The sequence below is a fragment of the Halobaculum marinum genome (assembly GCF_029338555.1).
Taxonomy (GTDB): Archaea; Halobacteriota; Halobacteria; order Halobacteriales; family Haloferacaceae; genus Halobaculum; species Halobaculum marinum.
On sequence record NZ_CP119989.1, the window covers coordinates 2,743,601 to 2,756,973 of the forward strand.

The window sequence follows — 13,373 nt, forward strand, 5'->3', positions numbered from 1 at the left end:
CCGTCTCACCCGGGCGTGGATCGGCCGCGACCGACTCGTTCTCAGAAGCGCTCGCGCAACTCGCCGCGTAGGTCCGCCAGGTCAAGGTCCTTCCGTGCGAACAGCACGAGCAGGTGGTACACGAGGTCCGCGGCCTCCGCGCGCAGTTCCTCGTCGTCGTCGTCTTTCGCCGCGAGGATCGTCTCGGTCGCCTCCTCACCGATCTTCTCCAGCACCGCGTTCTCCCCCTTCTCGTGGGTGAACAGCGACGCAGTGTACGACCCCTCGGGGAGTCGCTCCTTGCGGTCCTCGATCGTCGCGAACAGCGCGTCGAGCACCTCCTCGTCGGCGACCGCGTCCGACTCGGTCGGCTCACCGCTGCCGCCGTCGTCGTCGCTCACGCGTCCGCCTCCGCGTCCGTCGGTTCCGGCGCGTGTGCCTGCCCGAAGAACGCGAGGTCGTGGATCCGCGAGTCGGGCGTCAACTCCGGGTGGAACGAGGTGGCGATCACCGAGCCCTGTTGCACGGCGACCGGGTCGCCGTCCCACGACGCGAGCACGTCGACGCCCTCGCCGACCTCGTCGATGACGGGTGCGCGGATGAACACGGCGGGGAACGGCTCCTCGAGGCCCGCCACGTCCAGCGGCGCCTCGAAGGAGTCCGCCTGCCGCCCGAACGCGTTGCGGTCGACGCTCACGTCGAGCACGTCGAGCGTCGCCACGCGGTCGTCTTTGGCGTCGCGCGAGGCGACGATGAGCCCCGCACAGGTGGCGAGGAGGGGCTTGTCGGCGGCGACGTGGGCGACGATCTCTTCGTCAATCCCCTCGTCGCGGAGTAGTCGCGAGATGGTCGTCGACTCCCCGCCCGGCATGAGTAACACGTCGCAGTCGGGGACGACGCCGGCGTCGCGGACCTCGACGACCTCGGCGTCGACGCCGTGGCTCGCAGCCGCGCGGCGGACCGCGTCGGCGTGCTCGGAGACGTCGCCTTGAACGGCGATAACGCCCGCTTTCATGCGTCGCAGTCGACGCGGGGCGGGTGAAAAGCTGTCGTTCGTTCGTCGGTCGACGGGTGCCTCAGACGGCGAACCCGAGGATCAACACGAGGAGTCCGAACAGGACGCCGAAGGCGACGACGGTTCTCGGGTCGATCCGGATCGCGTTGCGGTCCTCCGCGTCGAAGTAGCGAACGAGCCCCGCGCTGGACATCAGGCCGCCGCTGTTCTGGCCGCTGCTCATACACGCACCCTGGCGAGTGGGCCGCCTAAGCCTTTCGACCCCCGCCGACCGGCACCGACCGAGCGACGGCGCCACCGGTGAGTAATCCTTATGCGCGGGCCGTCGTTACGGACCGACGGTATGAGCGTCCGACTCAAGGACTTCTACGCGGACTGGTGTGGCCCCTGTAAGACTCAGGACCCGATCCTCGACGACCTGGCCGAGGACTACCCCGACGTGGACTTCGAGAAGGTCGACGTCGAGGAGGAACAGGAGATTGCGAACCAGTACCAGGTGCGCTCGCTCCCCACCCTCATCATCGAGAACGACGACGGCGTCGTCGACCGCTTCGTCGGCGTCACCCAGCGCGAGGACCTGGAGGAGGCACTCGCGAGCGCCGGCGCGTAACGAGACCGCCGACCGCCGAACACCGGATCCGACTCGCAACCGTTAACACGGACGGAACCGCTGACAACACGTATGGCGAAATTCGACGCGGCCGAGGCCCGCATCCTCGACAAACTCATCTGCATGCGGTGTAACGCGCGGAACCCGAAGCGCGCGAAGCACTGCCGCAAGTGCGGCTACAGCCGCCTGCGCCCCAAGGCGAAGGAGCCCCGGACCGCATAACGCCGCGCGCCGGGCGCCGCCCGGCGACACAGTTCTTCGGAGACTCCGCGTCCAGCGACGGCCACACGCGGTCGGTCGCGCGGGCCCGGCGCCTCACGATTCTCTCGGCGGCGCCCCACTATCCTCCTGTCGGCGCCTCACTCCTCGGGGTACTTCGGTTCGCGCCGCTCGGCCCGCGAGCGCGCCCGCTCGATCACGTCGCGCACGTCGTCGCCGTCTTCCTCGGAGTCGGCGTGGAACGCGTCGCCGTGACCGGCGTACAGCGATTCGACGGAGTCGGGGAGTCGGTCGAGCAGGTCGTTGAGGCTCTCGATGAGGCGCTCGCGCGACTGCCCCGGCATGTCCGTCCGCCCGAACGACCCGTCGTCGAAGGCGCCGTCGTTGTACACGACCACGTCACCCGAGAACACCGCCGTCTCCGCGACCAGCGAGACGTGGTCGGCGGCGTGGCCCGGCGTGTACACGACCTCCGCAGTCTCGTCGCCGATGGCGACCTCGTCGCCGTCTTCGAGGGCGTGGTCGCGGCGCGGGTGCTCGCCGTAGGCGTACAACTCGGCGTCGAACGCGTCCAACACCGCGTCGAGTTCGCCCACGTGGTCGTGGTGTTGGTGCGTGAGCACCACCCGGTCGAGTTCGTCGGTGTGCTCGGCGATCACCGACGCGACGTCCGGCATGCTCCCGGCGTCGACGAGCGTCGGCACCGCGCCGTCGACGAAGTAGGCGTTACACGTGAAGTCCTCGGCGTCGCTGGTGACGCAGACGGCGTTCATGTCCCGGGCGTCGGTGCGGAGCCGTAAAAGCCGACCTGCCCCGGCAGACACGTGTCACCATCCCGAGACGACCCCCAGATATTTCAGTCGGAATCGGCTACTTCCACACGAGTATGGGCTTCGGGAGCTACGACGAGTCCGAACAGGAGAACCAGCAGGTCGACTCCGACCTGGACAGCGCCACCGTCGGCGGCGGCGAGGCCGACCACGACGGCGACGTGGAGTTCGAGTTCGAAGCCGACAACGACGAACTCCTCGACAAACTCGAGCAGATGAAGGAGTGACCGGCGGGCGTCGACTCCGGCAGCCGACCCGACCGTGACTCCCGGTTCGCGCGCGCTCGGCGTCGCCGTCTCCGCGAGCGACGGCGACGACGGGCCGGCGCACGCGACCGTCGCGGGCGCCGTCGTCCGCGCCGACCGGGTGGTCGACGGCCTCTCCTTCTCGACGTGCAGCGTCGGCGGCACCGACGCGACCGCCGCCATGATCGACTGTTGGGAGCGACTCGCTCGCGAGGACGTGCGCCACCTCCTCGTGGCCGGCGTCGCACCCGCGTGGTTCAACGTCGTCGACCTCGCGGCGGTCCACGAGGCCACCGACCGGCCAGTGGTGGCCGTCGCCTTCGAGGCCAGCGACGGACTCGAACCGCACCTCCGCGCGCACTTCGACGGCGCGGCGCTCGACGCCCGCCTCGCCACTTACCGGTCGCTCCCCGACCGGCACCCGGTCGTGCTCAATCCTGACGACGGAGAGGGTGAGGCCGGCGACGACGGCGGAGCCGAACCCGATCTGTGTGTCCGCGCGGTCGGCGTCGACGACGCCGAGGCCCGGCGAGTCGTCCGGGCGCACACCCCCGAGGGGCGACGACGCCCCGAACCGCTTCGCGTGGCGAAACTCGCCGCGCGGGCCGGTCGGTCGTACCTCCACGACCCCGGCCCGCCGGCGAGTGACCCCGCTGGCGACGCGGGAGACGGGTAAGTTTACCATCGCGCCGGCCGGCGTTCGGGTATGAGCGAGCAGTCGCTGGACGCGGATCTGTGCGTGACCGACTGCGAGCGGTGCCCCGCGCTCGTCGAGTCGCGCTCTCGGATCGTCAACGGCGTCGGCCCGACGGACGCCGACCTCGTGTTCGTCGGCGAGGCGCCCGGCGCCAACGAGGACAGCGAGGGCGAACCGTTCGTCGGTCGCTCGGGGACGGTGCTCGACGACGCCCTGCGCGACGCCGGTCTCGCGCGCGCCGACGTGCGCATCACCAACTGCGTGCGCTGTCGCCCGCCGGACAACCGCGACCCGAAGACCGACGAACTGGCGAACTGTCGCGGCTACCTCGCCGAGGAGTTGGCGCGGGTCGACCCCGAACTCGTCGTCACGCTCGGGAAGGTGCCGTCCCAACACCTGCTGGACCGCTCGGTCGCGGTGACGAGCGAGAACGGCGAGGTGTTCGACGCGCGCGTCGGCGACACCGCGGTGCGCCTGCTGGTGTGTCTCCACCCCGCGGCGACGCTGTACGACCGGAGTCAGGCCGACGCCTTCGCGGAGACCATCGCCCGCGCAGCCGAGTTGTCGGGGCTCGCCGACGGCGACGGCGGGCAGGCCAGCCTCGGCGACTACTGAGCGTCGTCGGCGCTCGACTCCGCCGCCGCGTCGACTCCCGAGCGGCGCCGCCACACGGCACCGGTCGCGAGGCCGACGACCACCCCCGCGAGGTGCCCGCCGTTGACGGCCACCGGGGCGTCGGGGAGGCTCACGAGGAGGTTCGCCGCGACCGCGACGGTCGAGGTGACGCCGACGGCGGCCGCGACGAGGTCGAGTTCGGAGAGGCCGTCCCGGAAGCGCACGCCCCTCGCGAGGGCGAAGCCCGCGAGCGCGTAGCCGAGGCCGCTGATCCCGTAGAACGCGACGTTCGGTTGGGGGCTGTACGCGAGCAGCACCGCGTACCCGGTGGCCAGCGACGCGACCGCCGCCGTCGCCACGAACGTCCAGTACCCCCCGGGCGAGAAGTGGCGCTCCTGTGGGGCGAGGACGAGGAGGACGAGAACGTTCGAGAGGAAGTGGAGCGGCCCACGGTGGAGGAACAGCGACAGTAGGTACACCGCGTCGCCGCCCTCGAGGAACAGGTACGCGGTCAGTTGACGGACCGAGTCGGCGCCGGTGAGCGCCGTCCCGACTAGTTGGAGGAGGAACACCGCCGAGGTGAGCGCCACCAGCGTCAGCGTCGTCCCGGTGTGCGCCGCCCGGTACTGGTCGCGGAGGCGCCCGAGAAACGCGGGGAGGTCGTCGGGTGCGTCGACGGCGCGGTCCGACTGCATCGACCCCGACTCGGGGCCTTGCCTCCTTAGCACTTCCTCGGATCGTGGCGGGAGCGTCGAACGACGCAGTTCGGTTGGGGACTCACCTCCCGGATGCCCGGCCGGCCCGGACGGCCCGGACGACCGCGTCGCTGGTGAGTGGAAGAAATACGAGAAACGGCGGTCGCGAGCGCGACGCGTCTACTTGCCGTGACGGTTGCCGCTCGACACGGACGGGCGGGTCTTCTCGGTGCCCTTGCCGCGCTGGTTGAGACCGCGGTTGGAGGCGCCGGCGTTCGTGAGGCCGCGGAACGCGCGACCCTTCTGGGAGTCGTCGCAGATCCAGTTGAGTTCGTCGTCGTTCTCGATTGCGGGGTGCTCGGGATCGACGAGAATCGCCTCGAACCACTTCTGGGAGCCATCCTGGCCCACCGGGTAGGAGGCGAGCACGCGGAGGTTCGGGAACTTGCGCGAGACGCGCTCCTCACCGATGCGCTGGATGGACTTCCGGCGACCGATGCGGTTGACGCCCTGGCGCTTCGAGCGGCGGCCCGCCTTGAAGCGCTGCTTGCGCGCGCCGCCCTTGCGGACGGAGACGCGCGCCATCACGACGCCCTGCTTGGCCTTGTAGCCGAGTTCGCGCGCCTTGTCGAGGCGGGTCGGTCGGTCGATCCGAACGATGGCGCCCTCCTCGCGCCACTGCTGCTTGCGCTGCCACTGCAGTTCCGCGAGCTTGCCCTCGTCCTGGTTCCGCCAGGCTTCCTTGATGTGGGAGTAGAAGCTTCGTGCCATTGTGGTGTGCTCCGCGGGCGCTTGCGATTCAACCGCGTCGAGGGACCCCCGAGCGGTCACATTTCGTCCCGGCGTACCGGGTGCCCACTGGCGGCCCACCTGCCAGCGAGTTGGTGGTAGTTCCGCGTTGCGGCTGTTAAGGGCTACGTTTCGCGTCGTCGCTCTGTGAGTTGGTCACAGCCTGCTCGCGAGCGACGAGTCGCGTCGCCGACGCGTCGCCGACTCACGCCTCCGACTCGGCGAACGCCCGCACCGACTCGAACGTGCCGTCCAGAATCGCGTCCGTCACCGTCTGCGGGTCGACCTCGGGCATCTCGCTCGGGTACTTCCGGGCGAAGTAGCTCAGGATGTTGTCCACGTCGCGCAAGAGGAGTTCGTCGGCGTTCTCGTGGTCCGTCTCGACCGACTGTGGCCAGTCGAAGATGACGACGCCGTCGTCGCTGACGGCGACGTTGTACTCGGAGATGTCCGCGTGGACGTAGCCCGCGCGGTACGCCAGGTCCATCTCGCGCAGGACCAGATCGAGGACGCCAACGACCTGCTCGGACTGCAGTTTCGCCTTCGCCAGTTCCGGCCCGGGGAGCTTCTCCATCACGATGGCGTGCCGATTGTGGTCGATGGGACGCGGCACCGACACGTTCGGGTACAGGTCCTCCAAGGCGCCGTACTCGCGCTCGGCGGCCTTGCGGGCGGTGTACTGCCAGGAGACGTGGTGGTTGTCGCTGGTGTAGTCGCGCTCTTTGTGCACCTCGCGGAAGTTGGTGTACCCCTCGCGGTGGAACTTCAGCGCCATCGGGCGGTACGTCTCCACCTCGTACACGTCGCTCTCTTTGCCCACTCCCAGCGGCGCGCCCATCCCGGTGACCGTCTCGCGCTCGGCGAACGTGTGGAGCGCGAGCGCGTCGTACCCCTCGAAGGTGAGCTGGTACCCCTCGTACTGGATCGTCTTGCGCCGGATGAGGTCGCGGTCGGCACAGCGGTCGATCCGGTAGTCCGCGTTCTCCTCCGAGAGTCCGGCGTAGCCGGGGATCTTCTCGACGTTCACCCACTCGGAGAAACGCATCCCCTGCTCGACGCCCGAGAGGAGATAGAAGTCCTCGGGCTCGAGCTCCGCCATCGTCTCGGCGACGTTCCCGACCATTACCGAGTGTTGGTCGCTCGGAGGTGAAAAGGCGTTCGTGGCGGCGACGCGACCGACCGCGAGGCGCGCGGTGGGTCGACGCCCGTCAGTTGAGGAGTTCGTCGCCGACGAGGTGAGTGGCAAAGCCGAACACGAAGGGGAGCGGGAACGTGACGACCCACGCGGCGATCCCTCGCCCGCCCGTGCCGTAGGTGAAGTACAGCGAGAGCAGGTCGAACGACCAGCCCGCGAGCAGTTGGGGCAACAGGAGGAACGTCACGTACACCACGAGCGAGAGCGGGATGGCGACGAGCAGCGCTTCGATCGAGTGTCTGAGCCGAATCCGGAGCCCGGAGAGGCAGACGCCGCCCACGACGACAGCCGCCATGACCACCCCCCGCGGCACGGCGAGCGCGTCGGGGTAGTACCCACCTTGGACGTACGCGAACGTCAACAGGCCGCCGAGGACTGCGAACCCCGCCCCGAGGCCGACCACCGTTGGAATCGACGCTGCGTCGCGAATCTCCGCCACTATCGCACCCCCGCGGTGCTGTCGACCGACAACGCGGTCGACCGACCGCCGACGTCGGCGGGGACCGTCCCGGTGAGCGTCACGCTGCCGAGGTCGGTGGCCACTCGCTCGCGGTGGTCCTCGCGAACGTCGAAGCCGAGCGTGATACTCGCCGACCCGCCCGCGGGGACGGTCGCGCCGTCGACGGAGACGCCTCGGAGCCTCGTCAGGGTGGTGTCGTCGTTCGACGCACGGACGCTCGCGATGCCACCCCGATCGGGGACCGTGATCGCCGCGGGCGTCGGGTTCGTCAGCCGGAGTGTCGCCCGAAGCTCCGACCCGTCGTCGGTCGCCGAGACGGACTGGCTGGTCACGGTCACCCGGTCGAGGTGGTTCGCCGCGACGTGACTGGAGACGACCGGCGCGGCCACGGCGACCGAGACGACTGCGAGAACGCCCACCACCACGAGGCTGGTGCGTCTGTCCGCGAGGGGCACCCACATGATATCAGACTGACGTTGCTACCACATAATTGTACTGTTGCCCAATTTAGCCCAAAATAACAGACGTAGTTTTATATAACATAGTTAGAAACGCAGTTGTCCAAATAATACCAGTCAGAATCGCTCGTTCGCGCGATTGTCACTGGCGAGGGCGAACGGCCCGGAGACGCCGGTCCACGAAACCAGCCGGGTCCGGCGGGCGGGTGCCGACCGGCGGCTCTTTCCCCCGCGGCGACACACCGTCGGTATGAGCGATTCGGACGTCGAGCAGGTCCCCGAGTCCGCAGGCGCCGCCGTCGCCGCCGGGCCCCTCGCCGACCGCGAGTGGCGACTGATCCGCGAGGAGGCCCGCCCCGGCCCCCTGAACATGGCGCTCGACGAGGTGGCCGCCGAGACCGCCGCCGACGGCGGCCCGCGCACGGTCCGCGTGTACCGTTGGGATCCCTCGTGTCTGTCGATGGGGTACACACAAGATCCGGAGACGGTCGACTGGGACCACTGCGCCGACGCCGGCGTCGACGTGACGCGTCGCCAGACCGGCGGCGGCGGCATCTACCACGACCACGACGGCGACATCTCCTACTCCATCACCGCGCCCGCAGACGAACTCCCGGGAGACCTCCTCGACGCCTACCACCTGCTGTGTGAGCCGGTGCTGGCGGCGTTCCGCACGCTCGGCGTCGACGCCGACTACGCCGAGTCGGAGCGGCCCGCCATCTACCACCCCGCCTGTTACCTCCGGGCGCTCCACCCGGCCCACGACGTGTGCGCCGACGGCGGCGCCGGGCGGAAGCTGTCGGGCAACGCCCAGTACCGCCGCGAGGCGAGCGTCATCCAGCACGGTTCGGTGACGTTCGACGCCAAGCCCGCCGAGCACCTCGCGGTGTTCCGCGACCACGGCGTCAACGAAGACGAGTTCGCCGAGCGCGTCGGCGGGATCACAGACTACGCGACTGCGACCCGCGAGGAGGCGGTCGCCGCCTTCGAGGACGCGCTGGCGACGTGGGCCGACGCCGAGGAGGGCGCGTGGACCGACGCGGAGCTGGCGCGCGCCGAGGAGATAGCGGCCGAGAAGTACCGCAGCGACGAGTGGGTGCGCGAGCGACCGGGCGGCCGATAGCGCCCGTCAGAAGCCGAACGTCTCTGGGTCGTCGGCGAGTTCCGCCTGCACCGCTTCGTGCAGTTCGCCGACCGGCGGCGTGTCCCGCGTCGGGTCGAGCCAGTGCTCGCCGAGCCACCGGTACCGAATCTCGCCGTCCTCGTCGACGAGGAAACACGAGCGCCGCGACCGGCGGAACACGCCGAACGTCCGGTAGGCGACGCCGAACGCCTCCGAGACCGCGAGGTCGGTGTCGGCGTACAGCGGGAAGCCGAGGTCCAACCGGTCGATGAACCGCCGGTGGAGTCGGGGACCGGACTTCGAGACGCCGACGACGTTCACCTCCTCGCCGGAGGCGAACCAGTCGAAGTCGCGGAAGGTGCACCACTCCTCGATGCAGTCCGGGCTGAAGTCGACGGTGTAGAAGCTCAGGAGGACTGGCTTGTCGAGCAACTCGGCGAAGTTGGTCTCACGCGTCTCTCCCTCGGGGGTGACGAGTGTCGCCTCGAACGCCGGTGCTCGGTCGCCCACGTCCAGCGGCTCTGCCGGCGGCGGTGTGTCCGAGGGTGGCATCTGTGCGACTCACGCCCGGGGCTCGGATAAGCGTACGGCCCCGAGTGTCGCGGTTGAGAAGCGCCGTCCTCGTCGCGCCGTTCACAGGTTTGCGGGGTTGGCCATCCCCTCCTTGACGCCGACGCGGACGAGCGCGGCGTTCACCGGGAACGCCGCGAGGTAGCCGACCGACAGCGAGAACGCCAGCGCCCCCCAGAACAGCAGGTCGCCGACGTGGGCGTCGGCCGCGAGCAGGAGGTCGGTGCCGATGGCGGTCACTTCCATCACGGTGATCGACGGCGTCTCACTGTAGAACGCGTCGACGACCGCCTCACGGAGCCCCACGCCCTCCTGCATCAACGGCCCGACGGTCAGCCCGAAGCCGAACAGGTACGCGAACCCGAACGTCGCCGCCGCGACCCACCCGACCGCGAGGCCGAGGACCCCTGCGCGAGCAGAATCCCGGTGACCTCGCCGGCGCCACAGCCGGAGTAGCAGTGGGCCGTCGATCGGAACCCCCGCCGCACCAGCGAGTCCTCGGGGATCTGCGTGCGCCCGGCGTACCAGTACACCGCGAGGCCGAACGGTCCGGAGTAGACGACCGTCAGGGCCCACACGGCCTTCATCAGCGACGGGAGCGCCTCGTTGCGGGCTCGGAGGTCCCACAGCAGGACGCCGACGGAGACGGCGACGACCACCGCCCACGCGCCCATCACGACCGGGTCCGACAACACCGGGACGAGTACCTCCCGAGCCGGTTCGAACGCCCGTTCGAGTCGTGCGACGAGTTCGCTCACCTGCATCCTGTGCGCCGGGGCGGTAGACGAGCGCGACCGAAAGGCTCGGTGGCCAGTTGCGGGGGCGGGAGTCAGCCGAGGTCACGTGCCGGCGGCGGCGACCGCTTCCGAAGCCGCTTTGCCCCCCGACCCGTCACCGACTGCCATGAGCGCAGACAGCGACTCCGACCTCCGCGTCGGGGCACACGAGTCCATCGCCGGCGGCACGTTCAACGCCGTCGACGCGCTGGTCGAGGACGGCGGCAACTGCGGCCAGATCTTCACCCACTCCCCGCAGGTGTGGCAGGACCCGAACATCGACGACGACGAGGCCGAACGCTTCCGGAGCCTGAGCGACGAGCACGGCGTCGGGCCGTGGGTGATCCACTCGTCGTACCTCGTCAACCTCTGCACGCCGAAAGACGGCCTCCGCCAGAAGTCGATCGACTCGATGCAGAAGGAGGTCGACGCTGCCGACAAACTCGACATCCCGTACGTGAACGTCCACCTCGGCGCCCACACCGGCGCCGGCGTCGAGCAGGGGCTCGACAACGCCGCGAGCGCGCTGGACGAGTTGGACATTCCCGAGGGCGTCACCGTGCTCGTCGAGTCCGACGCCGGGTCGGGCACGAAACTCGGCGGCGACTTCGAGCACCTCGCGGCGGTGCTGGAGCGCTCCGAGCAGGATCTGGACATCTGTCTCGACACGGCCCACGCGTTCGCCGCCGGGTACGACCTCTCGACGCCCGAGGGCGTCGACGAGACGGTGGCCGAACTCGACGAGGTCGTCGGACTGGAGCACCTGGAGTGTGTCCACCTCAACGACTCGAAGCACGCGTGCGGGACGAACAAAGACGAGCACGCCCTCATCGGCGAGGGACTCATCGGCGAGGACGGGATGCGCGCGTTCGTCAACCACGACGACCTGCGCGACGTGCCGCTCGTGTTGGAGACACCCACCGAGGACGGTAAGGGCTTCGCGTGGAACATCCAGCGCGTGAAGGACCTGCGCGAGTACTGAGGCGCGAGACCCCTGGCGCGACCCCGAGGATCCGGCGAACCGGCGGGTGCAACCCCACCTTCTTGCCACCCGCTGACAACCGCGGTGCATGGCACCTCCACAGACCGACCTCGAGTCGACGGTCACCGACGACGCCCCCGAGGCGTACCGCGATCTCATGGACCGCTACGCGCGCGTGGCGAACCTGGAGAGCGGCGCCGGCGTCCTCTACTGGGACCAGCAGGTGATGATGCCGACCGGCGGCACCCCCGCCCGCGGGAAGCAGTTGTCGGCGCTGTCGGCGACGACCCACGAGAAACTGACGAGCGACGCGATGGCCGACGCGCTCGACGCCGCCGAGGACGCCGACCTGAACGACGAGCAGGCCGCGAACGTCCGCGAGGTCCGACGCCGGCACGACCGGAACCGGTCGCTCCCGGAGGAGTTGGTCGAGGAGTTGACCGAACAGCAGTCCCACAGCCAACAGGTGTGGCAGGACGCGAAGGCCGACGACGACTTCGCCCACTTCGCGCCGACGCTGGAGACGCTGCGTGACCTCCACGTCGAGCGCGCCGAGGCCATCGACCCGGACCGCCCGGCCTACGAGGTGATGTACGAGGACGGCGAACCGTACCTGCCGCTGGAGCGCCTGGAGGAGATCTTCGAGGAACTGAAGGCGGGGCTCGTCCCGCTCATCGAGGACATCGCCGACTCGGCCGTCGACCTCCCGTCGCCGTTCGTCGCGGCCGGCCCGTACGACGACGACACCCAGCGCGGCCTCTCGGACGCCGTGCTCGACCTGCTGGCGTACCCCGACGACCGCGGGCGCCTCGACGTGTCCGCCCACCCGTTCACCTCGGGCAACCAGTTCGACGCTCGGATCACCACTCGGTTCAAGCCCGAGGACCCGATGGACGCGTTCACCGCGACCGTCCACGAGTTCGGCCACGCCAGCTACGAGTTGGGCCTGCCGGACGACCGCTTCGGCGAACCGCTGGGCGCGTCGCTGTCCTCGGGCGTCCACGAGAGCCAGAGCCGGTTCTGGGAGAACCACGTCGCCCGCACCGAACCGTTCTGGGAGGGGTTCGTCGAGGAGGCGAACGACCACCTCGGCACCGACGCCACGGCCCGCGAGGCGTACGCCGCGGTCAACCAGATCTACCCGGACAACCTCATCCGCGTCGAGGCGGACGAGTTGACCTACCACCTCCACATCATCCTCCGGTGTGAGATCGACCGCGCGTTCGTCGAGGGCGACATCGGCGTCGACGAGATTCCCGCCGTGTGGAACGAGAAGATGGACGACTACCTCGGCGTCGTCCCGCCGACCGACACCGACGGCTGTCTGCAGGACATCCACTGGAGCAGTCGCTTCGCCGCGTTCCAGGGGTACACCATCGGCTCCGTGCTGGCGGCGCAGTTGGACCACGCGATGCGCGCGGAACTGGGCGACGACCGCGTCGACGACCTGATCCGCGAGGGCGACCTCGAACCGCTCTGGGAGTGGATGACCGAGAACGTCCACAGCCACGGCCGCCGCTACCCGACCGACGAGTTGGTCGAGGAGGCCACCGGCGAACCGCTCACCGCCGAGTACTTCCTCGACTACGTCGAGGAGAAGTTCGGCGACCTGTACGACCTGTAGCGGCGGCGACGCCCCCAGGGACCGCGATGGCCGTTGGGGACCGCGAGAACACCGACCGCGACGATTCTCCCGCCGACTACCTCCGCCTTCCGCCGGTTTCAGATTCGAGAGACTCGCCAGAAGGTATATGTTCTACCATGGTATAGCGTACCATGTATGGCGTCGGCACCGAGCCCGAACGGCGACCTGTTCGACGAGTTCCTGACCAGTCGCGGCCACGACGTAGAGACAGCCCGATGGGAGGAGTCGTATAACAAAAAACAGTGTCCCGACTGTGGCGGTCTCCACGACGGCGACGCTGTGGAGTGCTCGGTGTGCGGCTGGCGACCGGAGGTCGGTCGCTGACCACACGCGGCCCGTAGCACCGTCGTTCGTTCCCACCCCCGGTGTCCGCCGGACACCGTGACGGGGTGGCATCGACCTTCTGCGACCCGGACACGTCGGTCACGAGCGGAAGCCACGTCGCTTATGAGTCGTGACCGAGAGGACAC

At 69.4% G+C, this 13,373-nt stretch carries 19 protein-coding genes and 1 pseudogene; 9 read left to right on the forward strand and 11 right to left on the reverse strand.

Annotated features, from left to right (window positions below):
• Positions 1-41 precede the first annotated feature (41 nt).
• The 3 genes from hisE to P0R32_RS14320 all read right to left on the reverse strand — a co-directional run bounded on the left by hisE (position 42) and on the right by P0R32_RS14320 (position 1,217).
• Positions 42-380 carry a phosphoribosyl-ATP diphosphatase gene (gene hisE / locus P0R32_RS14310; protein WP_390219177.1) on the reverse strand — a complete coding sequence of 113 codons (339 nt, stop codon included), beginning with the start codon at positions 378-380 and terminating at the stop codon, positions 42-44.
• Positions 377-994: a pyridoxal 5'-phosphate synthase glutaminase subunit PdxT gene (pdxT, locus tag P0R32_RS14315; RefSeq protein WP_390219175.1), complete on the reverse strand. Its 618-nt coding sequence runs from the start codon at positions 992-994 to the stop codon at positions 377-379. Before pdxT ends, hisE begins: the two co-directional genes overlap by 4 nt.
• Before the next feature lie 61 nt (positions 995-1,055).
• The gene (locus tag P0R32_RS14320) at positions 1,056-1,217 is read right to left on the reverse strand and encodes a preprotein translocase subunit Sec61beta (protein ID WP_276237706.1); all 162 of its coding nucleotides are present in this window, start codon (positions 1,215-1,217) and stop codon (positions 1,056-1,058) included.
• 120 nt (positions 1,218-1,337) lie between these two features.
• On the opposite strand from P0R32_RS14320, the gene P0R32_RS14325 reads away from it, so the two are divergent.
• Both P0R32_RS14325 and P0R32_RS14330 read left to right on the forward strand, forming a co-directional pair.
• Positions 1,338-1,604, forward strand: a complete 267-nt coding sequence (locus tag P0R32_RS14325; protein ID WP_276237707.1) for a thioredoxin family protein — start codon at positions 1,338-1,340, stop codon at positions 1,602-1,604.
• Positions 1,605-1,676: 72 nt separating this feature from the next.
• On the forward strand, positions 1,677-1,826 hold the full coding sequence (locus tag P0R32_RS14330) for a 50S ribosomal protein L40e (RefSeq protein ID WP_276237708.1): 150 nt from the start codon (positions 1,677-1,679) through the stop codon (positions 1,824-1,826).
• A gap of 137 nt (positions 1,827-1,963) precedes the next feature.
• On the opposite strand, the gene P0R32_RS14335 is transcribed toward P0R32_RS14330, so the two are convergent.
• Entirely contained in the window at positions 1,964-2,596 is a 633-nt protein-coding gene (locus P0R32_RS14335) for an MBL fold metallo-hydrolase (RefSeq protein ID WP_276237709.1), read from the reverse strand.
• Between the two features lie 113 nt (positions 2,597-2,709).
• Between P0R32_RS14335 and P0R32_RS14340 the strand changes: the two genes are divergently transcribed.
• The 3 genes from P0R32_RS14340 to P0R32_RS14350 are packed head-to-tail and all read left to right on the forward strand — an operon-like array spanning position 2,710 to position 4,210.
• Positions 2,710-2,880, forward strand: a complete 171-nt coding sequence (locus tag P0R32_RS14340; protein WP_276237710.1) for a DUF5786 family protein — start codon at positions 2,710-2,712, stop codon at positions 2,878-2,880.
• Between the two features lie 34 nt (positions 2,881-2,914).
• On the forward strand, positions 2,915-3,574 hold the full coding sequence (locus tag P0R32_RS14345) for an endonuclease dU (protein ID WP_276237711.1): 660 nt from the start codon (positions 2,915-2,917) through the stop codon (positions 3,572-3,574).
• Between the two features lie 30 nt (positions 3,575-3,604).
• Positions 3,605-4,210, forward strand: coding sequence for a uracil-DNA glycosylase (locus P0R32_RS14350; RefSeq protein WP_276237712.1), 606 nt, complete (start codon positions 3,605-3,607; stop codon positions 4,208-4,210).
• Here P0R32_RS14350 and P0R32_RS14355 read toward each other — a convergent pair.
• From P0R32_RS14355 to P0R32_RS14375, 5 genes are all read right to left on the reverse strand, one after another.
• Entirely contained in the window at positions 4,204-4,905 is a 702-nt protein-coding gene (locus tag P0R32_RS14355; RefSeq protein ID WP_276237713.1) for a rhomboid family intramembrane serine protease, read from the reverse strand. The two genes, P0R32_RS14350 and P0R32_RS14355, sit on opposite strands and share 7 nt — an antisense overlap.
• A 180-nt stretch (positions 4,906-5,085) precedes the next feature.
• Positions 5,086-5,676 (reverse strand): 50S ribosomal protein L15e, encoded by a 591-nt coding sequence (locus P0R32_RS14360; RefSeq protein WP_276237714.1) that lies wholly within the window; start codon positions 5,674-5,676, stop codon positions 5,086-5,088.
• Between the two features lie 223 nt (positions 5,677-5,899).
• On the reverse strand, positions 5,900-6,817 hold the full coding sequence (locus P0R32_RS14365; RefSeq protein ID WP_276237715.1) for a serine/threonine-protein kinase RIO2: 918 nt from the start codon (positions 6,815-6,817) through the stop codon (positions 5,900-5,902).
• 85 nt (positions 6,818-6,902) lie between these two features.
• A complete protein-coding gene (locus P0R32_RS14370) occupies positions 6,903-7,328 on the reverse strand; it encodes a hypothetical protein (protein ID WP_276237716.1) in 426 nt (141 codons plus the stop codon).
• Positions 7,328-7,810, reverse strand: a complete 483-nt coding sequence (locus P0R32_RS14375) for an LEA/WHy family protein (RefSeq protein ID WP_276237717.1) — start codon at positions 7,808-7,810, stop codon at positions 7,328-7,330. Before P0R32_RS14375 ends, P0R32_RS14370 begins: the two co-directional genes overlap by 1 nt.
• A 247-nt stretch (positions 7,811-8,057) precedes the next feature.
• Between P0R32_RS14375 and P0R32_RS14380 the strand changes: the two genes are divergently transcribed.
• Positions 8,058-8,930 (forward strand): lipoate--protein ligase family protein, encoded by an 873-nt coding sequence (locus P0R32_RS14380; RefSeq protein ID WP_276237718.1) that lies wholly within the window; start codon positions 8,058-8,060, stop codon positions 8,928-8,930.
• 6 nt (positions 8,931-8,936) lie between these two features.
• On the opposite strand, the gene P0R32_RS14385 is transcribed toward P0R32_RS14380, so the two are convergent.
• Both P0R32_RS14385 and P0R32_RS17965 read right to left on the reverse strand, forming a co-directional pair.
• A complete protein-coding gene (locus P0R32_RS14385; RefSeq protein ID WP_276237719.1) occupies positions 8,937-9,482 on the reverse strand; it encodes a peroxiredoxin family protein in 546 nt (181 codons plus the stop codon).
• An 81-nt stretch (positions 9,483-9,563) separates the two neighbouring features.
• Positions 9,564-10,264, reverse strand: a pseudogene (locus P0R32_RS17965) (DUF4396 domain-containing protein).
• Between the two features lie 139 nt (positions 10,265-10,403).
• On the opposite strand from P0R32_RS17965, the gene P0R32_RS14400 reads away from it, so the two are divergent.
• The 3 genes from P0R32_RS14400 to P0R32_RS14410 all read left to right on the forward strand — a co-directional run bounded on the left by P0R32_RS14400 (position 10,404) and on the right by P0R32_RS14410 (position 13,227).
• Positions 10,404-11,258 (forward strand): deoxyribonuclease IV, encoded by an 855-nt coding sequence (locus tag P0R32_RS14400; protein WP_276237720.1) that lies wholly within the window; start codon positions 10,404-10,406, stop codon positions 11,256-11,258.
• Positions 11,259-11,346: 88 nt separating this feature from the next.
• The gene (locus tag P0R32_RS14405; protein ID WP_276237721.1) at positions 11,347-12,882 is read left to right on the forward strand and encodes a carboxypeptidase M32; all 1,536 of its coding nucleotides are present in this window, start codon (positions 11,347-11,349) and stop codon (positions 12,880-12,882) included.
• Between the two features lie 156 nt (positions 12,883-13,038).
• Positions 13,039-13,227, forward strand: a complete 189-nt coding sequence (locus tag P0R32_RS14410) for an HVO_0416 family zinc finger protein (RefSeq protein WP_276237722.1) — start codon at positions 13,039-13,041, stop codon at positions 13,225-13,227.
• Positions 13,228-13,373: the final 146 nt, after the last annotated feature.